Annotated in this window: 23 protein-coding genes; 15 read left to right on the top strand and 8 right to left on the bottom strand. The window is 53.5% G+C overall.

Translation table 11 applies throughout. The annotated features are described in order from the left end of the window. Positions 1-2 precede the first annotated feature (2 nt). Positions 3-2354 carry a CO dehydrogenase/acetyl-CoA synthase complex subunit alpha gene (cdhA, locus tag PHF39_RS00110; RefSeq protein WP_300218827.1) on the bottom strand — a complete coding sequence of 784 codons (2352 nt, stop codon included), beginning with the start codon at positions 2352-2354 and terminating at the stop codon, positions 3-5. A 119-nt stretch (positions 2355-2473) separates the two neighbouring features. Next, positions 2474-3049 (bottom strand): hypothetical protein, encoded by a 576-nt coding sequence (locus PHF39_RS00105; protein WP_300218825.1) that lies wholly within the window; start codon positions 3047-3049, stop codon positions 2474-2476. Between the two features lie 100 nt (positions 3050-3149). Between PHF39_RS00105 and PHF39_RS00100 the strand changes: the two genes are divergently transcribed. The 3 genes from PHF39_RS00100 (at position 3150) to PHF39_RS13900 (ending at position 5616) form a co-directional block, all read left to right on the top strand. Beyond that, positions 3150-4901, top strand: coding sequence for a DUF2070 family protein (locus tag PHF39_RS00100; protein ID WP_300218823.1), 1752 nt, complete (start codon positions 3150-3152; stop codon positions 4899-4901). A 240-nt stretch (positions 4902-5141) separates the two neighbouring features. After that, positions 5142-5402, top strand: coding sequence for a type II toxin-antitoxin system HicB family antitoxin (locus tag PHF39_RS00095; protein WP_300218821.1), 261 nt, complete (start codon positions 5142-5144; stop codon positions 5400-5402). Beyond that, positions 5389-5616, top strand: coding sequence for a type II toxin-antitoxin system HicA family toxin (locus PHF39_RS13900; protein ID WP_366144126.1), 228 nt, complete (start codon positions 5389-5391; stop codon positions 5614-5616). Before PHF39_RS00095 ends, PHF39_RS13900 begins: the two co-directional genes overlap by 14 nt. A gap of 12 nt (positions 5617-5628) precedes the next feature. On the opposite strand, the gene PHF39_RS00090 is transcribed toward PHF39_RS13900, so the two are convergent. Next, positions 5629-6393, bottom strand: a complete 765-nt coding sequence (locus PHF39_RS00090; RefSeq protein WP_300218819.1) for an AAA family ATPase — start codon at positions 6391-6393, stop codon at positions 5629-5631. A 4-nt stretch (positions 6394-6397) separates the two neighbouring features. Further along, positions 6398-7261 (bottom strand): AAA family ATPase, encoded by an 864-nt coding sequence (locus PHF39_RS00085; protein ID WP_300218817.1) that lies wholly within the window; start codon positions 7259-7261, stop codon positions 6398-6400. Between the two features lie 88 nt (positions 7262-7349). Between PHF39_RS00085 and PHF39_RS00080 the strand changes: the two genes are divergently transcribed. Continuing rightward, positions 7350-8345 carry a zinc ribbon domain-containing protein gene (locus tag PHF39_RS00080; RefSeq protein WP_300218816.1) on the top strand — a complete coding sequence of 332 codons (996 nt, stop codon included), beginning with the start codon at positions 7350-7352 and terminating at the stop codon, positions 8343-8345. Between the two features lie 39 nt (positions 8346-8384). On the opposite strand, the gene PHF39_RS00075 is transcribed toward PHF39_RS00080, so the two are convergent. Beyond that, positions 8385-8588, bottom strand: a complete 204-nt coding sequence (locus PHF39_RS00075; RefSeq protein WP_300218815.1) for a hypothetical protein — start codon at positions 8586-8588, stop codon at positions 8385-8387. Positions 8589-8713: 125 nt separating this feature from the next. Between PHF39_RS00075 and serS the strand changes: the two genes are divergently transcribed. Further along, a complete protein-coding gene (serS, locus tag PHF39_RS00070) occupies positions 8714-9991 on the top strand; it encodes a serine--tRNA ligase (protein ID WP_300218813.1) in 1278 nt (425 codons plus the stop codon). An 85-nt stretch (positions 9992-10076) separates the two neighbouring features. After that, on the top strand, positions 10077-11813 hold the full coding sequence (locus PHF39_RS00065) for a zinc ribbon domain-containing protein (RefSeq protein WP_300218811.1): 1737 nt from the start codon (positions 10077-10079) through the stop codon (positions 11811-11813). 20 nt (positions 11814-11833) lie between these two features. Here the strand turns inward: PHF39_RS00065 and PHF39_RS00060 are convergent, their stop codons facing one another. Continuing rightward, entirely contained in the window at positions 11834-13009 is a 1176-nt protein-coding gene (locus tag PHF39_RS00060) for a response regulator (protein ID WP_300218809.1), read from the bottom strand. Positions 13010-14746: 1737 nt separating this feature from the next. On the opposite strand from PHF39_RS00060, the gene PHF39_RS00055 reads away from it, so the two are divergent. The 6 genes from PHF39_RS00055 to PHF39_RS00030 all read left to right on the top strand — a co-directional run bounded on the left by PHF39_RS00055 (position 14747) and on the right by PHF39_RS00030 (position 22441). After that, positions 14747-17428, top strand: coding sequence for a DEAD/DEAH box helicase family protein (locus PHF39_RS00055; RefSeq protein ID WP_300218807.1), 2682 nt, complete (start codon positions 14747-14749; stop codon positions 17426-17428). Beyond that, positions 17425-18870, top strand: coding sequence for a class I SAM-dependent DNA methyltransferase (locus PHF39_RS00050; protein WP_300218805.1), 1446 nt, complete (start codon positions 17425-17427; stop codon positions 18868-18870). Before PHF39_RS00055 ends, PHF39_RS00050 begins: the two co-directional genes overlap by 4 nt. Further along, on the top strand, positions 18867-20240 hold the full coding sequence (locus tag PHF39_RS00045) for a restriction endonuclease subunit S (RefSeq protein WP_300218804.1): 1374 nt from the start codon (positions 18867-18869) through the stop codon (positions 20238-20240). Before PHF39_RS00050 ends, PHF39_RS00045 begins: the two co-directional genes overlap by 4 nt. A 304-nt stretch (positions 20241-20544) precedes the next feature. Continuing rightward, positions 20545-21351, top strand: coding sequence for a hypothetical protein (locus PHF39_RS00040; protein ID WP_300218802.1), 807 nt, complete (start codon positions 20545-20547; stop codon positions 21349-21351). 83 nt (positions 21352-21434) lie between these two features. Next, the gene (locus tag PHF39_RS00035; protein WP_300218801.1) at positions 21435-21995 is read left to right on the top strand and encodes a hypothetical protein; all 561 of its coding nucleotides are present in this window, start codon (positions 21435-21437) and stop codon (positions 21993-21995) included. A gap of 272 nt (positions 21996-22267) precedes the next feature. Then, positions 22268-22441: a hypothetical protein gene (locus PHF39_RS00030; RefSeq protein ID WP_300218800.1), complete on the top strand. Its 174-nt coding sequence runs from the start codon at positions 22268-22270 to the stop codon at positions 22439-22441. A gap of 25 nt (positions 22442-22466) precedes the next feature. Here PHF39_RS00030 and PHF39_RS00025 read toward each other — a convergent pair whose 3' ends face one another. Beyond that, positions 22467-22670 (bottom strand): hypothetical protein, encoded by a 204-nt coding sequence (locus tag PHF39_RS00025; protein ID WP_300218798.1) that lies wholly within the window; start codon positions 22668-22670, stop codon positions 22467-22469. Beyond that, positions 22660-23106 (bottom strand): PIN domain-containing protein, encoded by a 447-nt coding sequence (locus tag PHF39_RS00020; RefSeq protein ID WP_300218797.1) that lies wholly within the window; start codon positions 23104-23106, stop codon positions 22660-22662. Before PHF39_RS00020 ends, PHF39_RS00025 begins: the two co-directional genes overlap by 11 nt. A gap of 316 nt (positions 23107-23422) precedes the next feature. On the opposite strand from PHF39_RS00020, the gene PHF39_RS00015 reads away from it, so the two are divergent. Genes PHF39_RS00015 through PHF39_RS00005 form a run of 3 tightly spaced genes read left to right on the top strand, consistent with a single transcriptional unit; the run spans position 23423 to position 24130 of the window. Next, positions 23423-23641 carry a type II toxin-antitoxin system HicB family antitoxin gene (locus PHF39_RS00015; RefSeq protein ID WP_300218795.1) on the top strand — a complete coding sequence of 73 codons (219 nt, stop codon included), beginning with the start codon at positions 23423-23425 and terminating at the stop codon, positions 23639-23641. Next, on the top strand, positions 23638-23859 hold the full coding sequence (locus PHF39_RS00010) for a type II toxin-antitoxin system HicA family toxin (protein ID WP_300218793.1): 222 nt from the start codon (positions 23638-23640) through the stop codon (positions 23857-23859). Before PHF39_RS00015 ends, PHF39_RS00010 begins: the two co-directional genes overlap by 4 nt. A 58-nt stretch (positions 23860-23917) precedes the next feature. After that, positions 23918-24130 (top strand): hypothetical protein, encoded by a 213-nt coding sequence (locus tag PHF39_RS00005; RefSeq protein ID WP_300218791.1) that lies wholly within the window; start codon positions 23918-23920, stop codon positions 24128-24130. Positions 24131-24706 lie beyond the last annotated feature (576 nt).

Here is a 24706-nt window from a genome sequence, read left to right as displayed (position 1 = left end):
GATCAGGCCACCTTCTTTGCGTGCACCATGCGGGAGAGCAGCGTGGGATCGGGGATTGATGATTCTTTCCAGTCATGCTCCGCGAGGTGTGCATCCACTTCGTCCTTCAGGGTCAGGGGGATGTCGGCCGGTGTCCTGACAAGGCGGTACACGTCTCCCGGAATGCCGCCGACATACCGCTTGTGAAGGTCGATATAGTTGGCAAGCTTGTTCGCCCGGCCCTTGCTCGTGTCGTTTGGCCGCATGGCAAGCTTGGCGATCAGCACCATCGCCTCCTCCTTGGTCTCTGCGGCAATGAAGAGGTGCTCGGGCACCGGCCCGCCGTACACGCTCTCGCCGGACCGGGCATCATACACCATCCAGTCGTCTCCTCGGTCTGCCCGGCCAAGCAGCATCCGGCGGTACTTCGTGCCATGCGGGCCGACGACAACCGGGATGCCAAGCCGCCAGAAGCCTGCAGCAATCGAGGCTGCCTTCTGGGACATGGCGCCCCATGCCACGCCTACGGCACCGACACGGTTGTACACGTAATCAGCGATCTCCTCGTAGTTCCCCCTCAGGGGTCTCTTTGCAAAAATGCTGGCGATCTTGATGGCCGCTCCCGAGATATGGGCATTCGATACGCAGGAGCCGACATTGACCACCCCGCCGGCCTCGAATGCCCCGGAGAACTGCTCGTATACCGTCTTTCCCTCTTCGTTGCGGGACATGCCGGCCGACATTGCTGCGCACCCGGAGGTGCATACGATATAGCGCCTTTTTGCAAATTCAGTAACCATATCGGCCACTTCGCGCGACCCTTTGGGGTAATTGGCGCAGCCGACAAAAGCGACGATACCCGGGATCTCCCCGAGCACGATCGGACCTCCCACCTTCCGGATCTCGATGTCCTGGATGGCCCCCCGCCCGGTCCGGAGGCAGTAGGTCTCATCGCGGGTCTGTTTTTCTGCCGCACTGACAATGAGACTGTGGATGGGGAGTTTCTGTTTGCACGCGGATTCGCACCTGCCGCAGCCAAGGCAGTCATCATAGAGTTCGTCAAGGCCGGAGAGATTCTCAGAAGCAGCCAGCTTGACCGCCTGTGCAACCGGCAGGTCATTGGGACAGGCCCGCCGGCACTGCATGCAGAGCGTGCACTTTTTTGCCATCTCGGCGATCTTGTGTTTTGTCGGCATGCTCCCGTGCTTCTTCCGTTTGGGATGAAGAGCGAGGGCAACCCGGGATGCGACCTCCCCGACCTTCTCCGGGTCAAGGATGAGCGCTCCCGTCACGTCCCCGTGGACAAACGCTGCCACGATTGCATCTGCCGGCTCATGCGTCATATCGGGCAGGCCCAGGCAGTTCTTCTCGCTTGTTGCGATAAGGGGGGCATGAATCTTCTCTGCCTCGGTAAGCGTGTCCGTACGGATGCACTGCTCATCGACAACGATCACATCCGGCACCCCGCTCCGGATATAGCGGAGCTGCCAGGAGATCGGGCCGACGATCTTTGCTTTCGGGGCGTACCGTGTCAGGTCAAGCGACGTGCAGCAGATACCGGTCACCTCGACATCACCGGCATTGTCATGTTCGCGGAGGTAATCGATGATGGCAGCCGCCGGGGGAACATTATGCCCGATGACAAGGATGACCGGTTTTTTTGCATCAATGGTCCCGAGGCCGAGATCGGCAAGCGGGGCTTCGGGTTCTGCCTTCGGGAAACCGAGCGCAGAGACCTGCGCAAGGTCTGCAACTTCCATGCCGAGATGGTCGATCATGCCGGTATGGAAGACCTTGGACTCAAAATCAAGACTGTTCCCTTCCTGTCCCGTATGGGTGACAGCGAGGAGCTGCGTCAGCTGGTTCTCGCAATAATCAAGCACCGGTTCAAGGTCGCCAAGCGTCTCCGGTTTTATGCCGCAGACAAGCCGGGTGATGGGCGCTTCCACCTCAACCGCAGTTCCCCCGGGATTGACCGGGCAGTCGCGGCCGAATGTATCGATCGTGTGCGTAAGGATCTCGCGGGCATGGCTCGTGTGGGTGGCGGCACCGATACAGGCTGAAAGGAGAACCACCCGGGACTGCTGGGCGGGCATGGAGATCCCGCAGGCACCTTTCTTTGTGCCGGTAAGATCGCACTTCCCGTACGTACAGAGGCAGCAGAGATCGCAAAACGGCATATAAAATGGCTTATAACGGGAAAGAAGCAGGCGATCCCACGGGCGGAGTGTTGTGAGCGACGGAAAGGGAGACGGGCCCATTGGTTCATCCCACCGCTCACGGGTGATCGCGCCGATTGTGATGTTGAGATCGCGGAACCGTGCAAGATCTGAATCGATCTCTTTGATACTGACGCTGACACTCTTCCGGCTCACCGAAGTAATCCCCCAAAAGTTCAACTATACATTGTGATATGGGTAAAATAAGTGTATTGGAACAGTTCAGGTGAGGGGCACCGGGCGGGACGCGGTAGCATTCGGTCCCCACCCACCGGTTATTTCCCTTCGTCAACGGTTTTCGAAGCCTTGTCCGAGCGGCTCATGATGCAGATTACAAGACCCGCAACTACGAGGAACAGGGCCATGGCAAAACCATACAGTATCCCGTTGGTGAACGGGGTATGCCAGAAGATTGCCGGTTTCATCGAGAGCCCGGACCAGACCAGAAGGAAGGGGAGGAACGCACCGGCCAGCGACACAAGCGTGTTGCTGATGAGGATATGTTTGTAAGACGGCAGTCCTTGTCGTTTTTGATACACGAACATGGCCATCAACATGACCGCTGCCGGAATTCCGGCAGCCAGTGTTGTGGCAAGGAGCATGGAAGCGTCTGCATTCATAAATGCAAGATATCCCCCGGTCATGACAATGAAGGGGAGCGCAATTTGTGCAGGACGGCAGGAGATTCTTTCCAGCACCAGGTACATTCCAGTCAGGAGACAGATCCCGGCCAGGAAAAAGGTAATGTCAAGGAGGATAATGATACCCAGAAATCCTTCTGCATTGGTCATGGCGGATGCCTTTTTATGTATCCCGGGGGAAACAGCAAAGGCGTTTCGGTATGACTTCATGAAATCCCGGGATCTCATCCCGCGTTCTTATATTCCCTGACACCGTACTCTCCCATCAGGATAACCATGAATGCCATGACCTGCGCAGGAGAATTTCATAATGTCCGGTGAGATGGACCTTAAGCTTGAGTCGCTTTCCCAGTATATCGTGACCAGCCCATCCTGGGTCCGGTCACTCGCGCTCATCCTCCTGCTCTGCGGCTGCGTCGAGATCATGTCGATCCTTGGCAGCGAGAAAGCCTTTTCCAACCCCAATCTTTTCCCCATTGCCGCGTACCTTATCCCGGCGCTGGCGGCTCTTGCGATCACTCCCTGGCTTGCGCGGAGGTTCGGCGGAAAACTCGATTATGGCTGGTCGGGTCTGACAGCAGCTCTTGGCCTCATCATCTCGCTCTTTGTCTCGCTCTCGCCCATCCTCCTCTTCCGGTTCTCGTTTGCGCTCTTCTTTGCGGTCTCGCTTGCCCTTGTCTTCGCATTCCGGATGCTCCTCCTTGCCGCCGTTGTCGACTTCCATCTCAGGAAGGTGGTTGTCCCCGCGTTCCTCCACTCCGGCATCGCAATCCTTGGAGCAGCACCGTTCCTCGGCATGTGGTTTGTGCAGGTCTCGGTCCTGCTCCACATCAGCTTCGCCGTCGGCGTCTTTGCCTTCATCATCATTGTCGAGCGCCCGATGAAGGCCAACTTCAAGGTCGGTCCTCTCGAACTGGTGAACGCGTTCCTCCTCCACCTCTCCGAAGGGAGCAGGAAACTCGACGATTTCTTCCGGAGCATCGGGCAGAGTGTTGTTGTGCCCCAGGTCTCCCTCGTGCTCCAGCGTGATGGAAAGGAGGAGATTTTTGTCACTATCCCTAATGTCCACCCGGGTCCCCTTGGGGAGATAGGGGGCAGCAACCTGCCAAAGATCCTTCACGGACAGATAGGCGGCGCTGCAATGGTCCTGCACGGAGCAGCGTCGCATGACTTCAACCCGGTCGATGAGACCGAAGTGAGAAAGGTCGGCGCTGCTGTCCTTGCCTCCCGCCCGAAAACCTGCACCACCGACCGCTGCACGAAAGCCGGCAGGTACCGGCAGGGATCGGTTGAGGTCATGGCGCAGGCATTCGGCGATACGGTCATTGCTGTTGCAACCCGGTCCCCTCTGGTCACAGAAGACCTTGACTTTGCCATGGGGTTCACGATCATGAAAGCCGGTGAAAAGCAGTTCCGTCATGTCGGTTTTGTCGATGCCCACAACTGTATGGACGCGCTCGCGGACGGGGTCTATTCCGGGACTCCGCTCGGCATGGAATATCTCGCAGCAGCAGAGGACGCATTTTCCGGCACGGCGCAGAAAGAACAGGTGCCGTTCCTGGCCGGTTATGCCCACCGGAAGCTTCCCTGGTCCCGGGCAGACGGGTTCGGCGACTTGGGCGTCCAGATCCTCGTTATCACGGCCGGTAGCCAGAAGACCGCGTACGTCCTCTTTGACGGCAATAACATGCATACGGGCGCCCGCGACGAGATCCGCCGGCGCCTGCTTTCCCTTGTCGATGAATGCGAGGTCATGACCACTGACACGCACGTGGTGAACACGGTCTCCGGCCGGAACCAGGTTGGCTTGAAAGTGCCGGTCAATGCATTTTATCCGTATGTCGAGGAGGCAGTGCGTGAAGCCCTGGCAGATTCCGCCCCGGCCTGTTCTGCCGGCACAACCGCATGGTGCCGGGACATTGTTGTTTTTGGCTCCCAGCGCATCTCCCAGATCGCGTCAACCGTCAACGCGATGATGGGGTTCCTCGTGCCGGTGGCAATCATCATCATTGTCGGGGCGTTTATCACGACTGCGATGGCCTATTTCCTGCTGGTGTATTGATATCCGGACAAACAAACACTCATTTTGATAATAGTATTTTACCACCTTTTCATCAGCAGAATTCGTCCAATCCATCTCATCAACGCCGGTTTCTGAAGAACCCATCACGAGGAAAAACGGCCTGATAAGATGGCAACATTTCGGTCTATTTCAGCACAGGAACAGTTTTTATTAGTTTATCATGCAAACATCACCATCATCCAAAAAGATAATCCGGGCTCTCCGGAGAGGAGTGAACAGATGATCCTGGAATATATTGAACGGGCGCTTGCCCATGCCCGGTACGAGCTCATCGAAGACGAAGAACCCTATTACGGTGAGATCCCGGAACTAAAAGGAGTGTACGCCACCGGGAAAACCCTTGAAGACTGCAGGGCAAACCTTAAGGAAGTCGTTGATGGCTGGATCATAGTCAGGCTCCGCCGTGGACTTTCCATCCCACCCATTGATAATTGTACCATTGAGGAAGTAGTAAGGCTGGATCAAAGTGTCCGGGCATAAACTCACTCCCATTTCGTGGACAGAACTTATCAGAAAACTCCGGGTGTTCGATTTTGACGGGCCGTATCACGGAGGGAAACATCCCTACATGATCCGTGGAGATCTCGTCCTTACGATCCCCAACCCACACCGTACGGAAATCAGCGTGGATCTCCAGGTAAGAATTCTTCGCCAGGCGGGTATTTCCCGGGAAGAATGGATCTTTTGCGAGTGAGATAATCCAAAACTACGGTCGCAGCACCTGTTGAATAATCATCTTTACCGACCGGTACGCCGGCGAACCAGCAGGAGTATCAAGCAGGCACTCTCCACGAAGCACCATCTGCGCAATCGTTTCGTCCTGCGCGATCCGGCCGATATAGGGGAGGCCGAGTCCCGCAAGCGCCCCGGGATCCGGATCATTCGTGAAGCCATACCCCCCGATGACAAAAAAACGGTCGAACCGGATCCCGACCTCGCTGATGACCCGGTGCGCCCGCCGGACATGGGCAAAAGACTTGGACGACGGGCCCATGACATCGAAGATGATATCGACAGTGCTTGCAATCTTCCGGTTCAGGTGTTCAAGGCCGCCCGGGGAGTCGATAAGGATATACGTGTACTGGCGTGTAATTGAGGAGAGCGCGTTCTTGAGCGCCGCGTCCGGCAGGCAGTAGCACCCCTCGACCCATTTTGTCCCTACCGAGAAGAGGTCGAACTGATCCCCTTCATAGAGCCCTTCCTGCCAGATCCGGTTCTCGATCCGTTTCGAGGGGGGGATGCCAACCGTTGTCCCGCCCTGCTGGATGAAGGTCTCCGACAAAAGTTCCGCAATGGTCTTCTTCCCGGCCGCTTCGAGATCAACGCCCACCATCTCGGCAAGGTTCTGGTCCGGATCGGCATCAACGAGAAGGATCGGGCCATTGCCCGATTCAATGAGATATTTTGCCATGAGCGCGACAAACGTTGTCTTGCCGGTCCCGCCCCGCCCCATGGTCACGATTGTCTTCATGCGGTCACCCCGTTGTTCCGGTTTGACGTGATTTGTCTTCCGGCCTTTTCGCCTTTTCCAGAGCACCGGCAAGTTCGCGCACGGCATTCCATGCTGGGGATTGCCCGGGAACGGCAGGTTCGCCTGTTATGCCGGCTTCCCTGACTGCCGGATCGTACGGCACACTGCCCAGGAGTACAATGCCGTTCTCCTCTGCGAATGCACGCACGATTTCCTCCTCTTTTGGCGTTGCATTCCGGTTTGCAACAATACCTGCCACCGGAATTCCCGCCTCGTTTGCAAGCCGGCAGATCGTGGCCGCAGTCAGGAGCGATTTTTTGTTTGCATCCGAGACCGCGAGCAGGACATCGACACGCGCGGCAGTGCCCCGGCCAAGATGCTCGATGCCGGCTTCCATATCAAGAATAACAACTTCGTTTCGCTCGACAACAAGATGGCGCATCAGGGCCCGGACAACTGAGTGGGCGGGGCAGGTGCAGCCCGTTCCCGCAGCCTTAATAGTCCCCATCACAAGCAGGTGTGCGCCGGACGGCGTCTGCACCGCGTACTTCGCGATGATGTCGTCCACCGAGAACGAGAGCCGGAAAACACCCGGGTGATCGGTGGCAGTCTTGACGCGGATCAGTTCCTCGTTCTCGGCAACCGGCTGGATCCGCGATGCCTCTTCCTGCGTGAGCCCGAGCGTGAGGGCAAGGTTGGGGGAGGAGTCTGCATCGATGGCAATGACCGGCCGGCCGGTGGAGGCAAAGTGGGCGGCAAGGCTCCCGGCAAGGAAGGTTTTCCCCACACCGCCCTTGCCGCAGACCGCGATCTTCATGGTACATGGGGTACGGTGTCCCCCCACATAGACTATTGCCTTCCCGGTCATCCCACCGCGTCCCGGGTACGGATGGTTTTAACTGATAGGCGGGAAACCGGAAGTACAGGGTTTTTATAACAGGTAAGGTCGGATCAGCATGAAACTGCCATGGTCGCGCAAGAAGGATGAGCCGGGTACCCTGATATCCTGCCCGCGGTGCAATGCACCGGCACCATCAGACAAGCCCTTCTGCGAGGCCTGCGGCGCGCGGATCGCCCCACCACCCTCCTGCTCTCTCTGCGGAACGCTCCTTGAGCCGGGATCGCGCTTCTGCCCCTCGTGCGGGGCAATGATCGGGAGCACAAAGGACAAACCTGTTGCAGAATCTCCCAAAAAAACACCGGTAAAGAAATCCCGGGCGCCGGTAAGCAAAGAGTCACCGCCCCCGCATGAACCGGAGAACGCGAAGACACCTGACATCCCGGAGAACATTTCGGAAGATCCATGGACCGCTCATGAGCCCGTGGAAAAACCGGAATCACGACCTGCCCAAAAAACGCCGATGTCTCCTGCGAAAAAGACCATCCCGCCCGGGCAGGCGCATGGCCTTGTCGCGCGCCTCGGGCTGGGGACCGGGATGATTGCACTCATCATCGTTCTCATCCTTGCCGGTGCTGTCCTCATCTTTTCCGGCATCCTCTCCCTCCCCGTTGTTTCATCCCAGCCCGTTGTTCCACCTGAGGTGGTCCCTGAAACGACTCTCTCACCAGTCACGGTGGCAGCTACCACAGTAACGACCGCGGTACCGGACGCACCAGCCGGAGACATCTCGCTCGTGCCCGGCCCCACACAGACTCTCCCCGCGCACCTGGACATTGTCCTGCAGACAGAACGCGACCCGCGGACAAAGATGATCTCGGTCGAGTACATGGGAGGCAAGGGCCAGTACGGGGTGCGGGAAATCTTCGTCCGGCTCACCCGTTCCGATGGCGAAGTCCTGACCGGCTCCTTCAAGCCTATCCAGATCGGCAGCAGGATTGAGCTGCAGGGAACCGAGAAGGTGGACCGGCTCGAAGTGGTTGTCCGGTATTATTCGGGCGAGGAATACACGGTTATTGACCAGGTTTTCGAGTATAAAGTCCGGAGTGCGTAACCGGCCCGGCACTCACGGAAAACCAGGGATTGTGCGGAACTATTTCCGCTTCCTGATCGAGAGGATCTTCAAATAATCCGCAGCCGGGCAGAGGCGTTTTCCTTCCGCAGCCGATTCTGCGGAGTCTGCAATGCAGTATTCACCGGTCTCCAGGTTTTTTGCACAGGTGCCGATGCCGGACTCCTGCCCTTTCCCCGGTGCAGTGCCTTTCAGGTTTTTGCAGATGAACGTAAAATCGGCCATTTCGTATCAGCGTTCTGTTATACACGGGAGCTGATAAAGCGGACGGGCAGACCGCAAGGGAAAGCCGATAAATGAGATCGAAACAAACCTGTTGGTAATAACAAGGCAGGAGCGGAGAATTCCCGATGCTTGACATAAAGTTCGTACGGGCCAGCCCGGATGTGGTGAAGGCAGATCTCACAAAAAGAAACGACCTAGAAAAGCTTGCATGGGTTGATGAGCTGCTTGCAAAGGACGCCCGATCCCGCGAACTCAAAGTGGAGACTGACCAGCTCCGCCAGCGGAGAAACACCATTGCAAGGGACATCAATGCGGCAAAGAAGGCAGGCGAGGATGCAAAACCGCTGATGGAAGAGGCCGCCTTGCTCCCGAAGAAGATCAAAGATCACGATTCTGAGCAGGAGGAGATCCGGACCCGGATGCGGGAGATCCAGATGCGCCTGCCCAACATCCTGCACGAGAGCGTCCCGGTGGGGAAAGACGATACCGAAAACGTTGAGGTGAAGCGGGTCGGGACTCCCCGCACCTTCTCCTTTGAGGTGAAGAACCACGGTCAGCTCGCCTCCGAAAAGGGCTGGGCAGATTTCGAACGGGCAGCGAAGACTTCGGGTGCCGGGTTCTATTTCCTGAAAGGGAACCTCGTGCTCCTCGACATGGCGCTCCAGCGCTACGCAATCGATCTTTTAGAGAAGAAAGGCTACACGCCCGTCATCCCGCCTTACATGATCAACCGTACCTCCTACGAGGGCGTGACCGATCTCGGTGACTTCGAGAAAGTGATGTACAAGATCGATGGCGACGACGCGTACCTGATCGCAACGAGCGAGCACCCCCTCGGCGCCATGTACCAGGACGAGATCTTCGAGGAAAAAGATCTCCCGCTCCGGCTTGCCGGCATCTCTCCCTGTTTCCGGCGCGAGATCGGCGCCCACGGTCTTGACACAAAGGGCCTGTTCCGGGTCCACCAGTTCACCAAGGTCGAGCAGTTCGTCTTCTGCAAGCCGGAGGACTCCTGGACGATCCACGAAGAACTGCTCGCCAATGCCGAGGAGATCTTCCAGGGGCTCTCTCTTCCCTACCATATCGTGAACATCTGCACGGGCGACATCGGCACAGTCGCGGCAAAGAAGTACGACATCGAGGTCTGGATGCCGCGCGAGAACGCGTACAAGGAGGTTGTCTCCTGCTCGAACTGCACGAGTTATCAGGCCGTCCGGCTTAATATACGGGTCCGGGACAAGAGCGACTTTGAGTTAAAACAGCACGTGCACACCCTCAACTCAACAGCCATTGCCACCTCCCGCGTGCTGCGGGCGATCCTCGAGAACAACCAGCAGGAAGACGGCTCGGTTGTCATACCGGAAGTGCTCCGTCCGTACATGAACGGGCGGGAGTTGCTCTGAAGCACAGGAACACGTCCCATTTTGGTATTTCGCCCATATCCTTTTTTTATCCATAGGACGCAGATATATTCAGGATTGTGGTCGCATGGCATATCCCAACCTCTACAGTGACGAATCGATCGTCCTCAATGCACAGAATGTCAAGGTGAAGTCCGTTTCGTTCGAAGCGGTGCTCACGACACGCAGGCTCATTCTTGTTGACAGCAAGAAGCACCTGATCGCACCGCAGGAGATCCTGCTCGCCACCCTGCGCGACACCGAAGCCGGAGAGAATGCCATCCGCGACCCCACCATCACCCTCTCCATCATCACCACAACGGGCGCAACCCGCCAGATGATCCTCACGTTCTCGAAGACAAGCGGCGGGGACCGCAGGCGCGAGCGCGATGAGTGGATCAAGGCACTGAAGCAGAACATCGCTTCGGCCGGGCAGCACCCGATCATGCCCGACCAGCCGGCCCCGGAGGATATCTATTCCCAAAGCGCCGATGAGCGGCCGTCTCCCGCGCATGCGGCACAAGCAAACGTTCCGGCCCCCTCCGCAAAAAAGAAGATCGAGATCGCCCGCCCGGGCCCGATCAAGAAGATCATCGATGCCCCCCCGGCCATCCCGAAGCCCGTGGAGACTACAAGCCTTCCCACGGGCTCGTTCTGCAACAAGTGCGGCAGCCGCGTGCCCCCGGACTCCGCGTTCTGCAACAAGTGCGGCACACCGGTGGTGACCGACGCGGAACTTGACGCACACATCGCTGCCATGCCTGCCCCGCAGCCCTCCGTCCCCCAGATCCAGGTGCAGCCCCGGCCGGCAACCGCGCAGGGCGACAAGAAGGAGCGCCCCATCGAAGAAGTCATCCACTCAATCGAGCCGCTCATCGAGGACTCGGTGCCGCGGACCCAGCCCTACCCGCTGGTGCCTAAGCAGGTGTACCAGCCTCACGATACGGAAGAGGCCGGGCCGGAGCAGCAGGCATCTTCACCGGAACCTGCTGCTGAACCTGAAGCGCCCGCAACTGAATCCCCGACTCCCGGTGTGAACTGGCCGGTACTTGGTTCTGCGGGCGGCCCGGTCGAAGGGCAGATCTCGATCCCGGCACAACCGGAAGGAGCACCAGCCGCAACACCGCAGGCTCCCCCCGTCCCGCCCGCGCCGCCTGTTCCGGCAGCCCCCGGCGGGAAGAAAAAGATCGTGATCGTGGGTGCCGTTGCGCTGGTAATCGTCCTCATCATCGCGGCGGTCTTCATCTTCGCAAACCCGCTTGGCGGGGGACCAGCAGTCACGACAACACCTGAACCAACCCCTGTGCCTACAACGATTGCCACTCCCACCCCCTCCACACCTGCGATGACGGTTATCCCGACAGCAACCACTCCTGCCGTTGAACCCACGGAGATACCGGCCGGGTCAACCAGTCCTGCCGGCGGCAAGATGATTGTCCCGGACCAGAACGTCTGGATCCACATCATCTATGATGGCGAATACAACGGTATCTATGGTGTTGCCGGTGGGTCCACTACCATTGCCGGCGAAGGCGAGAATGTCCTCCAGATCCCGGTGAACGTGGGAATCGTGATCGCCTCGATCCAGAAACTGGACGGCTCCGGTGACAGGCTGACGGTTGAGATCTGGAAAGACGGTGAAATAGTTGAGCAGAAATCCACGGTTTCGCCAAAAGGCGTAGTCGAGATCCAGACTGACTTACGGCCGACAGCTACCCCGACTCCCACACCAACGGCCACCAAAATCCCGGTTCCGGTAAAGACCACGGCGGCGGTAAACGAGACTGCCAATGCAACGGCAACGACTACTGCGGCAGCAGAATAACACTTCTTTTTTCCCTTTTTTCAGCAGGGTTTTTCTGGTTTTACTTCGACACCAGTCCCGACAACGTACGTTTCCTCCCCGACAACCAGCCGGCTGCCGCGCAGGCGATAGTCCTTCACAACATTGTCCTTTCCCTTCAGATGAACGCGTATTTCTCCCGACCCGGTGGAGAATATTTCCCTGATAGCATTCTCAGCTGCATGCCGGTCCTCTTCTACAATAAACGCGAGCGCATTCATGTCGACTATCGCTTCCCCGGATTTTCCGAGCGATTCTTCTATGAACCGGTTGGTCCGGATAAATTTTGCATCCCGGTCCAGGACAAAGAAGATATTGGGGATGCAGTCGATGACCGCATCGAAGAACTCTTTCTCCCGCTGGAGGGCGTCCCTGACAACCTTCCGGTCCGTGACATCCCGGATCGATTCGATCGCCCCAATTATTGTTCCTGCATTATCATACAGGGGAGATGCAGTAAACCATAACAGGGCATCCCGGCCCTCGCTGAAACCCGGCACCGTGACCTCGGCATACAGGATGTTTCCGTTCCGTTTGATGAAAGGATAGTGGGCCTTTAATGCCGGGTCGTTGTTCAGCACAAGGTCGATCAGCATCGGGTGTTCTTCCTGGTAGAAGGGCTTAGCGTATGCATAACCGCCCTTCCCGACAATTCCGGACGCGGGGATCCCGGTCAGGTTCTCCATGGCCCGGTTCCATGCAATCACGATCCCTTCCGTGTTGATGGCAAAGGTTGCATCGGGCAGGAAGTTGAGGATATCTGCCTGGATGCGTTTCTGGTCGGAGACTTTCCGGTCAGCCCTCCGGAGCTCAACCGCATGCCGGATCTTGTGCGCGAGTTCCGCAAACTGCGACTTTGCCTCGCCCCCTTTCTGGAGGTAGAAATCCGCCCCTTCATTGAGGGCCTGGATGACAATCTCCTCCCGGCCCTTGCCGGTAAAGATGATAAACGGGATGGTATTACCGGAAGCCCGGATCTTTTTTAAGAACGTAATCCCGTCCATGACCGGCATCTGGTAATCGGACACAATAGCTTCATAGTCCCCGGACTCCAGGAGTTTCAAGCCTTCAGAAGCAGAGGCCGCTGTATCGACACGGAACTTCCCGTGTCGCTCAAGGAAGATCTTGCCGATCTGGAGCGGCTCGGGCTCATCATCAACATACAGGACCTGGAACATACTTACGCGGGAATCCTTTACAGTGATGACTATAGTTTACTATTAATAATTTTCTTTAGGAGGAACGACACTGAAAACAGGTTGGCCGGTTTTTCCGGATGATTTTTTCTTTTTGTTTCAACAAAATTTTTTCTCCAAATTTTTTTTCTCCGGTTTTTTGTGCCAGTAAAATTTTTACCGGTGTTTATGGGGAAACCGGGTCATGGGCAGTGAAGCCTCGTGCTCTGCATTTCATGATCCTGAATACTGGAAAGGGACATCTGTTACTGATGAGGACCGGGTGTCGCCGTACCGTCGTGCCAGGAAGGGTGTACCGTCAGTACTCGCTCATGGCAAAACCCCCTTTCTTTTCGTTTCGCGTACTCCCCATGCAAAAAAAGAGCGATCGGCCGCTGGAAGGGCACTATTTAGTTAATTTTTAGGGGCAGAAATAGACGCCGTTCGTGAAAATACAGGCAAAATATCAGTATTTTCCAAATGAGATACTGTAATTCGCGAAAAAATGCGACTTCCGGAAAAACCGTTTTTCAAAATGGGCTCCGATCCGAAAACGGAGCGATTATAAGAGAGATTGGACTTATGGGGATGGTCTCTGGCGGAAGTCATCCGGAACATCCTCCTGCCAGTTCGTTTAGCGTGCCCATGCCAGGAAAAATCCGTGATCGTTGAACCGGGAGTGCCTATATTGGCATTTTTCCGGGGTATATCCTGCTCCGTTAAGGGAAAAAACCCCCTAATATTCATTCGTTAAAAATCCAGGTACTGTAATTCGCGAAAAAGTGCGATCCTCCAAAAGTCGGTTTCTCAAAATGAACCCGGATTCGAAATCGGAGCTCTATACGAGGAGATTGGTTTTAGGTAGTCCGGCTCCCTGCCGGCAGTGCGGGCTCCGACGGAGAACAGGTGTTCACCGTTGTGATAACCCAGTTCTGATGACAAATCGTGAAGATCTGCCGGACCCCCTGTTCTGCAAAAACCTCCAGGAGGAATGACCCAAACAGGGGGTCGGCGGATCTTATTCCGGGCCCATATAGAACCCGGATGGGAAAAAACAGGTGAACGGGGCACGTATCGGGCCCGGATTCCATCAGGAATCAGGGCTTGAGAAGAACCTTTCAGGGTTCTTCGAGTGCCCGGATTCCAAGAGTTGCTGATCCGGAAAAAGGGGGTTCTGGAGGGGGTGTTTTATGACGAGAGGAGGGGGGTTGCCGGAGGGTATTGGGTGATGCAGTGATGTGAGATTTTGTTTACAAAAAATGTTTTGAAAATTTTTTTGCGAGCCGGAAATTTTTCGAAAAATTTTTCCGGATGCTGCTAAAAATATTTATCGCGATCGGTGATCATGTTTGATCCATCGAATCAGATCGATCGAATCCGTCAATTTTTTTTCCGAGCCTTTGCGTGTGAAAATTTTTTTGTCTCAATGATACGAGCATCACACGAGAAACACATTAACACCTGTACGATCAAGGCCGTTGCCCAGCGAGGGGTCGGTAGAAATCGAGCGTCGCATCAGCGAGGTTCGATTGGAGAAGACACAAGTCTTCGACTCCCCCGAGCGACTCCATGCAAAGCATGGAGGGAGAACCTCATCATCAAAATGAAGGTTTGAGTTCCAATTCAAAAACCTGACAAGTTTTTCTTTATTTTTTCCCATCACCCGGGCAGAGGCAAACAAACCACAACACATAATGATTCTGTTTTTATAATCTCATACATTACCGACAGCCCACGGATATGACCGAAGAACGTGAAGCAGCAACACGAAAGAAACGGATCGATCCCTTACTGAAAGCTGCCAACTGGAAGGTAATCCGGTATGAAAACGGCATGAACCTTTCCCAGTATAACAAATGCGCTCTTGAAGAATATCCCACGGACAACGGACCGGCCGATTATGCCCTTTGCCTTGACGGGAAGATCGTTGCGGTGGTGGAAGCAAAGAAAGTCTCACTTGGTCCGCAGAATGTCCTGACCCAGGCCGAGCGTTATGCTGAGGGAATCAAAGGGAGTCCTTTCAATTTTTCCGGATTCCGTGTCCCGTTCATCTATTCCACAAACGGCGAGATCATCTGGTATCACGATCTCCGTAACCCGTTAAACAGATCACGGGTTGTGGCAAAATTCCATACGCCCGATGCACTTTTGGAACGGCTCCGCGATACGTTCGATGCGTCCTGCCAGCGCCTCGCTGGGTGGGAGAACGCTCATCCCCTGATCCGTCCTTATCAGGCAGATGCAAATGCTGCTATCGAGCAGGCCATCCGGGATCGCAAGAGACAGATGCTCGTTGCCATGGCGACCGGGACCGGGAAGACCTACACGATGGTCAACCAGATCTTTCGTCTTATGGAATCCGGTGTTGCAAAACGGATTCTCTTCCTTGTGGACCGGCGGGCTCTTGCTGCACAGGCGGTCAAGGCATTTGCTTCTTTTGAGGCCCGTCCCGGACTGAAGTTCGACCGGTCGTACGAAGTGTACAGCCAGCGGTTCTTCCGCGAAGATTTCGAGGAGGATGAAAAATTCGATCCCAAAGTCCTTCCGTCAAATTATCTTCTGGAGCCCAAACCCGGCCATGCATTTGTCTATGTCTGCACTATCCAGCGGATGACGATCAACCTTTTTGGGCGGAGCGCTGTCTTTGGTGGTGACGATGAACCAATCGATGAGGACGCAGAGCAGATGAACATCCCCATCCATGCATTTGATTTAATCATCGCGGACGAATGTCACCGGGGATATACGGCTGCGGATCAATCAGTCTGGCGCAGGACGCTCGATCATTTTGATGCGATCAAGATCGGTTTGACGGCAACGCCGGCCGCACACACGATGGCATACTTCCGGGAGATCGTGTTCAAGTACGATTATGCCCGGGCCGTGCGGGAGGGGTTCCTTGTCGATTACGATGCGGTCGCCCTTGATTCAAACGTGAGGATGAACGGGATCTTCTTGAAGGCCGGGGAGGAGGTCGGGGTCATCGATGCAACAACGGGCCTGCAATCGTACGATCACCTTGAAGATGAACGGCTGTTCGATACTGCGGAAGTTGAACGGACGATCACATCACCGGATTCCAACCGGAAGATCCTCTCCGAAATCCGGAAGTATGCAGAAGAGCATGAGGAGCGGTTCGGCCGGTTCCCCAAAACCCTGATCTTTGCCGTGAACGATCTCTCCCATATGTCCCATGCTGACCAGCTCGTGGATCTCGCGCGGGACGTGTTCGGGAAAGGCGATTCGTTTGTCCAGAAAATTACCGGCAAAGTGGATCGTCCGCTCCAGCATATCCGCGAGTTCCGGAACCGCCCGATGCCGGCCGTTGTGGTGACAGTGGATATGCTCTCGACCGGTGTCGATATTCCGGACCTGGAATTCATCGTCTTTTTGCGGCCGGTGAAATCGCGTATCCTTTTCGAGCAGATGCTGGGCCGGGGAACCCGGAAGGGCGAGCGGTGCCCGGACAAATCCCACTTCGTTGTCTTCGATTGTTTTGGCGGAACGCTTCTTGAATATTTCCGGCAGGCAACCGGTATCACCGCAGAGCCGCCCGAGAAAGAGACGCGGTCGATTACGCAGGTGATCAAGGATATCTGGGATAACCGGGACCGGGAGTACAATACCCGGGTGCTGGTGCGCCGGCTCCAGCGGATCGATAAGGAGATGAGCGGCGAGGCCCGGGATTTGTTTGCTGCGTATATTCCCTCCGGAGATCTGAAACGATTTGCCGCGGGACTCCCTGCACGACTTCATGAGGATTTCCCGGCAACGATGGCCATTCTCCGGAATCCTGAATTTTCGGATCTGCTTCTCCATTATCCCCGGCCCCCGCGCTCGCTGATTGTCGCGTATGAGAATACGGATGAAGTGAGTTCCCGGTATATTTTCCGGGATTCGGCAGGTACTGAATACAAGCCGGAGGATTATCTGACTACATTCTCAACATTCGTGAAGGAGAACCCGGAACATATCGAAGCGATCCGGATCCTGCTGGACCGGCCGAAAGACTGGGGGACGGATGCGCTGTCCGAGCTGCGGCAGAAACTGGCGGCAAGCCGGTACCGCTTCACGGTCGAGAACCTCCAGATGGCGCACAAGGTGCGGTACAACAAGGCGCTCGTGGATATCATCTCGATGGTGAAGCACGCGGCCCGCGAGGAAGAACCGCTCTGTACCGCGGAACAGCGAATCCACCGGGTCTTTGACAAGATGGCCTACGCCATGTCACTGACACCGGACCAGCAGCAGTGGCTGGACAAAATCCGTGAACATTTAATTGCGAATCTCTCAATCAGTAAGAGCGACTTTGATATCATCCCGATCTTTTCCAATGAAGGCGGATGGAACAAAGCGAACCGGATCTTTTCCGGGCAGCTGCCTGATCTGATCCGGCAGTGGAATGAGGCGATTGCAGCGTGAGTGATATTGTTCAGAAGTTGTGGGGATTCTGCCACACCCTGCGTCATGACGGGATCGATTACGGGGATTATATCGAGCAGATCACGTATCTCCTCTTCATCAAGATGGCAGATGAGCGGAACGTAAAACTTCCCGATGGCTGCGACTGGAAGACGCTCATCGATAAGTCCGGGACCGACCTGACGGATACCTACGTAGATGTCCTGCGGAAGCTCGGGACGCAGAAGGGACTGCTTGGCGATATTTTTGCCGGGGCCCTATCGCGGTTCACGAACCCGGTGAACCTGAAACGTCTCATCGGCCTGATTGACGAAACCGAGTGGACTGAACTCGACATCGATGTGAAGGGCGAGGCGTTCGAAGGTCTCTTAGAGAAAGCGGCGAGCGAGGGGAAGAAGGGAGCCGGCCAATATTTTACCCCGCGTATCCTGATCCAGTCGATTGTCCGGTGCATGAAACCCGATCCCCGGAAGAAGGCGGACTTCACGATCTGCGATCCAGCGTGCGGGACCGGCGGGTTCCTTGTCTGTTCGTACGAGTGGCTGCTGGAGCAGACAAAGGGCGGGGCGCTGGAACGCGATGTGGCGCTCCGCGTAATGACGGGCAAAACCTACTTTGGTCAGGAACTTGTTGCCCGCCCGCGCCGGCTTGCGCTGATGAACCTCTTCCTGCACAATGTCGAGCCCGTGATCAAATTCGGCGACTCGATCTACGAGAACCCGGACAGCCAGCGCTTCGATGTCGTGCTGACCAATCCCCCGTTCGGCACGAAGGGCGCGAACCAGGCACCGGACCGCGAGGACTTCACGATCTCCACGTCCAACAAGCAGCTCAACTTCGTGCAGCACGTTATCACGATCTTAAAACCCGGCGGACGGGCTGCGGTCGTGGTGCCGGACAACGTCCTCTTTGCCGACCAGGCCGGCGAGGTCTTCAAGGTGCTGACCGAGGACTGCAACCTGCATACGATCCTGAGGCTCCCGAACGGCACCTTCACACCCTATTCCCCGGGCACGAAGACGAACGTGCTCTTCTTCACCAAGGGCTACTCCACCGAAACGATCTGGGTGTACGATGGCCGGACAAACGTGCCGGGCATCACGAAGAAGGACCGGCCCCTGACACCGGCATATTTCACGGAGTTTGAGAAATTATACGGCGCTGACCCGAACGGCGGCTCGAAGCGCAACTCAGCGGATTCAAAAGAGGATCGCTGGCACTCGTTCCACATCAGCGAAGTTAAAGAGAAGAACTACAAAATTGATTCGCTGAAGTGGCTCACAGATAACACTCTCGATGATGCGGATTCGCTGCCGGAGCCGGAGGAGCTGGCTGTTGAGGCAATCGAGGAACTGCGGGCGGCGGTGGATGAGCTGCAGAAGGTTGTCGTGCTGCTGGAGAACGGGAACGGGGATTCGGCGGCGAGTGAAGGGAAGCGATGAAACCCATTCAATCTAATTCATCTGACTCACTTCGACCATTAAATGAGCCTGAAATCCCTGATGGGTGGACACTTGAAAGAATTGGGGATTTAATATCCATCACAAGCGGCAAATCAATAAAAAATTCAGAATATTCGAAAACCCCGGATAGACCATATCCTGTTGCTGGAGCAGGAGGGCCAATTGGATGGTCCGACGAATTTAATTTTCTGCCTCCAATCATCACACTAGGTCGAGTTGGATCTGCGGGGTCTTTGAATGTTTATCATACAAATACGTGGGTTACAGATAACACACTTGTCTTAAAACCGAATGAAAAAATATTGCTTCCATTTCTGTCGAATTATCTTCGTACAATAGATTGGAATGAACTATCAACAGGAAGTACCCAGCCGTTGATAACCCAAACAATTGTAAAAAATATTCCTATCATCTTGCCTCCACTTACCGAACAGCAGCGCATCGTTGCCCATGTCGAAGCCCTCCTGACGCAGATCAACACCGCCCGCGAACGATTGAACCGGGTGCCGTTGATCATGAAAAAGTTCCGGCAGGCGGTGCTGGCGGCCGCGTGCAGCGGGAGGTTGACGGAGGGGTGGAGAGGAGATCATCCGAATATTGAAACCTCATCAAAAACACTTGAAAATACTTACAAAAAACTACGTGACGAAATCACTTTAAAAATAATTCAAAAGAGAACAAAAATCGCTGAAGATTCACCAGATTTTGAAATATCTTTTGAGATTCCCGAGAGTTGGTGTTGGGCCAAGTTAGAGACACTTGCAGCATTTGAAAAAAATGCGATGACTGATGGTCCATTTGGATCTAATTTGAAGACTGAGCATTATTCTCATACGGGTCCGAGAGTGATTAGACTTCAAAATATTAGTGAAGGGGCATTCATCGATATAAAAACTCATATTTCTCAATCACATTTTGAAACTTTGTTGAAAAATCAAATTTTTTCCGGAGAAATTGCAATAGGATTGCTTGGAGATCCAATCCCTCGTGCTTGTATCATCCCTGATGGAATTGGTCCCGCGATTGTCAAGGCCGATTGTATTAGATTCAAACCAAATTCTGATTTAGCTTTGGTCGAATTTTTAGTCTATGCAATTAATGAACCAGAACTTTGTACACAAACGATGGAATCCGTTCATGGGGTTGCAAGACCTCGGTTAAATCTAACTCAAATTAAAAATTATAAAATCCCTCTCGCGCCCCTTGCCGAGCAGCACGAGGTCGTCCGACGTGTTAGCATGCTGTTCGAGCGTGCGGATGCGATTGATCGGGAGGTTGCTGCGGCGGGCCGGCGCTGCGAGCGGATGACGCAGGCGGTGCTGGGGAAGGCGTTTGCCGGGAAGTTATGACGGACCGCGAATACTGGAGAAGAAATAAGCAGGTTTTTTCGATGATGTTTGCGGGAAACATTAATCTCGATCACTTCCCAACGGTCAATCCTATGAATTTGCACTTTCACATCGAACAACAAAAACTTTAATAACCCCACTCAAATATGTAAGTAACCAAATAATTTGGAGACGCCTTTTGGTAAAGAACCCCCTGCTGAAATATTCTATAGAACGCTTACTGCATGAAGCAAATCCGGAAGGGGGTACTTTTTTCGGGGCGACCGCATTCAACAAGACGATTTTTCTGCTGCATAAGCAACTAATGGCAGATGCAATCGATCTGAAGTTACCCTATTTCTGGTACCTTCAGGGTTCCTTAATCGAAGAGCACCAGTTCGAGGAGGATGTAGGACATCCCCGAGAATACTACATCACTTCAGACCGTTCAAGCAGGAGAATGATGACCGTCCCGAAGTCATCAATTCCCGGTGATTTGAAGGAAACGGTTGAAGAGAATATTATCAGTTTAGTTCAGTATTACCGGCAACCGAATGGTTATTTCAAGAAGGGGTATGTGGATCTTCTTCTGGATGATGTCTACGCAAAAGCTCCGTACGAGTTCCAGAGAGTCTTCAACCGGAAATTTATCCCGTACCTGGAAACTCTTAAAAATTCAGAGCGGATGCAGGATCCAGCATCATTTTCATTCGAGAACGATGAGCAGGAAAAAATTGAATCTTTTCTGGATGCCTCACTCAGGGTTTTCCCGCAGGATGATATGGAACAGATTTACAACACCTATCTTGAATGGGATGATACAATTCGCATAACTCTCGATTACGAAGAGAAAAAGATATTTCAGATGTCAGATAATTTCTGGAACTTTTTCTGTCATGATCTCCGGATACTTCAGAACGAAAATCTGTCTCCGAAATTAATTCAGCACTGGAACTCCCGGTTTATTGAGAATATTCTTCCGAAATATGAATCGGGTCTTGAGAAATTGCGTAAATCCCTGTTAAAAAAATGGAAGGCAGGGCAGGATGAAGACCGGGAAATTGACGGCCTTGTGGCAAAATTGAACCACTTATCCCGGGATCATTTTGAACGATCAGGTAATGAGGCGTAACGTTGCCTTACTTTTTAGACAGTAACGTCCTCATTGGTTTCTATTTCCTTTGCGGTGATCAATGGGGAACCCAGGCGAAAAAAGTGATCGAACTACGGGGAGTGAAACATTCCAGCACATCAGTATGGCACGAGTGTTTTGGCGAAGGTGGGGCGGGAAGATGTAGAACAGTGTTCCGGGACATTAAAAACGAATTTTATACCGCAATCTCTCTTCTGACAAAGGACCAATATTCTCCCGCGGACTTGTACTGTGAAGCGGTCAGTGAGAAATGGAAGATTCTTGAGATCATCCAGGATTTGGCTGGAAGATATGAGCATGACGTTAAAGAGATGATCAGAAAGATCCGGAAAGCCGAGCGTCGATATGAGATCGATTGTGAGGAACGATTAAATTCTTTGAAAAAATCTACCCTCCTCAAGATTCACACTCGGGATAACGAATATCCGAACACCAGAAAGAATCTGGAATCGGCAATTGAAGATCCACCAGATATCACAATATTATTAGACGCCCACCATGTTGGCGTCACAGTAGCGGAGTTGGATTTCGTTACCGGAGATTACAAACACATCATCCGGCAAAAAGAGGCCATTGTCCGTTACACCAATATTTCTCATGTAACCTATCTTGATTCAATTTAGGGGGATGGCGACGAAACGGGCGGAGGCGCTGATACAAACGGTGCTGGCACGAGCATTCTCGGGACGGCTCTGACAGTGGCGGAACGGAGGTCTCTCGTGAACCTCTTTACCCCCAGATGGTAGGGGGTATGATCGTCCAGACCACAACAACAATGCGGGCCGGGGGCTGTGACGAACTAATCCCACCCCCTTAACCCCATTGAGTGGTCACAATGCGCGGCACAATCAGCCGGGGATTCGGGTGATTCTCTTCGTGCACCGGGCATTGCGATATGAAAAAATCGCGGATGGAGCGTATAAAGTTTCTAACGCAATCGTCTACCGATCACGACAAGACGCTACTCCAGCGGCAGATCGAGGCAACGGATGCGGCGATTGACAAGCTGGTGTACGAGTTGTACGGGCTGACCGAAGAGGAGATTGCGATTGTGGAAGGGAAGTTATAATAAAAAAAGAGACTGGCTGAAATCTTCAGAGCGATTTCTGCAATTCGAGAATTTCTTTTCCAATCTGTTTTACGGTCATTTTCTTAAGATATTTTTTCCGGTCCTGGGTGTAGTCGCCACTGCCGGGATCAAAACTCCGGATGAACCGTATCGCATCCTCCGGCCCGAGTGCATTAACAAGGGCATCGTATCCTTCACTCTGGATCTTTGCTATCGTTTTACTCCCCATGATGATTCACCTCCATCAACCAGTGCAGCGGATTATCTGCACACACAGATGTACGTGGTGCATTCTTCATCATAATCTTTACCAGAGCATCATCGGTTGTGAGCAGTACCGCCCCGGCTTTTTCAGCGCAGGCAATATGAACTGCATCCATACCCATAACACCGAGATTCTCAAATTCTTCTGCCCGTGACAGCAGGTTATCATCAACCCGGATCGTCTCACGAGCCCGCTGAACCAGACGCAATGCGTGCGATCGTTTCGCAGGATCTCCGATAAGTCCGATCTCATACAGGACCGCAGTACTGGTTACCAGCTCCCAGTCAAGAGAACAACGTTTGAGGATCGAAAGGATTGCTTCCGTTTCCAGTCGGACTCTTGTCTCACTATGATTATCGAACGGCCGGCACAAGCAGCAAACATCCAGATAAATCTTCATAGCATTCCTGTTTTTAGTATTCCCCACGTAAACCGATAAATGATCGTACAGGGAAAATCTAAAAACCGTTTTGTACTGGTAGCTGTTTTTTCCTCATTGCGCGTATTGCGCAAAAATTGCGCATATCAATCCCAAAAATCAACTATTCGGAAATTCCGAATAGTTCGTACTGATTGTTGAGACACCAGATGCTACCTTCGATAAGCTGGTGTACGAGCTGTACGAGCTGACGGACGAGGAGATTCAGATTGTTGAAACCTGATGAAGCCTCTTATATATCAAAACCAAATATTTGTATACGATTTGGGGTGCAGACATGGATTTCAAAATAGCCATTGAGCAGGATGAGGATGGCTGGTTCATCGTCACCGTACCGGCACTCCCGGGCTGTATCTCCCAGGGAAAGACCGAAGAGGAGGCCAAGAAAAATATTGCTGAAGCCATCGAACTGCACCTTTCCGCACTTGCACGCGATGGCATCCCTCTCTATCACCGCCCGGGTACAAAAGAGACTTTCGTTGCCGTTGATATATGACGGACAAACTTCCCATCCTTTCCGGTAAGGACGTTGTGAAAGCCCTTGGCAAACTCGGCTACACGATCAATGACCAGAAAGGAAGTCATATTCATCTCAGGCATCCGGTCCGGCGCCCGCTGACGGTTCCCAATCATCCGGAAATTGCCCGGGGAACACTAAGGATCATCATCAAGGATGCGGATCTTTCCATTGAAAATTTTCTGGAGTTACTATAATTCCCATGACTGAGGTTGTCCTGTACCTGAACAATCCATCAGGAGATTTTTCATTACTATGAAGAGCGCCAGAACATTACACCAGATCCAGCAGGAAGGACTTGAAGTACTGGTTGAGAAACTTGGGCCGGACGATGCGATCCGGTTCCCCCGGATTTATGAAACGGGCAGCGGCAACTGGACAAAGGATCGGAAAAAGATCCTTGAGAAAGACCCTGATATAATAGTCAGGAGTATTATGGCACGAAGGAAAAAAGTTCCCGAGCCATAAATGTGGCTTCTCATTTTTCTGCAACAAATCTTTCTCATCGCTATCCAGAAACCGCAGAATATGTAGTTTGGGGATGAGAGGAGCCATTCAGGATTTTTCGCTATCCAAATGGTTCATCAGATTTCGAACTGTTCATCGGAACCTTACGAAAAAAACATCATCTAAACGTTAGGGATTCTAACCAGAATAGTAGATGCTGCTATGGAGCTACCTTTTAGCTGGTTAGAATCCGCTTCATTCCAGCTTGTTTTCATAAAATCCTCCCCAAATTGGGATGATCTCTCTTTACGCGCGATATCCTGATAAGACTTTTGAAAGGGCGGAAATTTCTGGATATTTTGAAGCCGGGTTACCGGTGATAAATGATCGTATTTCGTTGTATCTTACGAAAATTTTCTGAACATTGTTTGAATACTATGCGATCTCTCTTTTTTTTTACGACAACTATTAAACTGGGATCCGAGTCGTCAACAAAATTACCTATAGATAGACTAAATTAACAAAATTCAGACTCATTTTTTTCATTACATTTTTCCGACGTGAGAAATATGGAGAAATACGGATTATATCTACCAT

It is taken from the genome of Methanoregula sp. (genome assembly GCF_028712425.1).
Lineage (GTDB): Archaea > Halobacteriota > Methanomicrobia > Methanomicrobiales > Methanospirillaceae > Methanoregula.
This window is presented reverse-complemented; position numbering and strand designations above follow the sequence as displayed.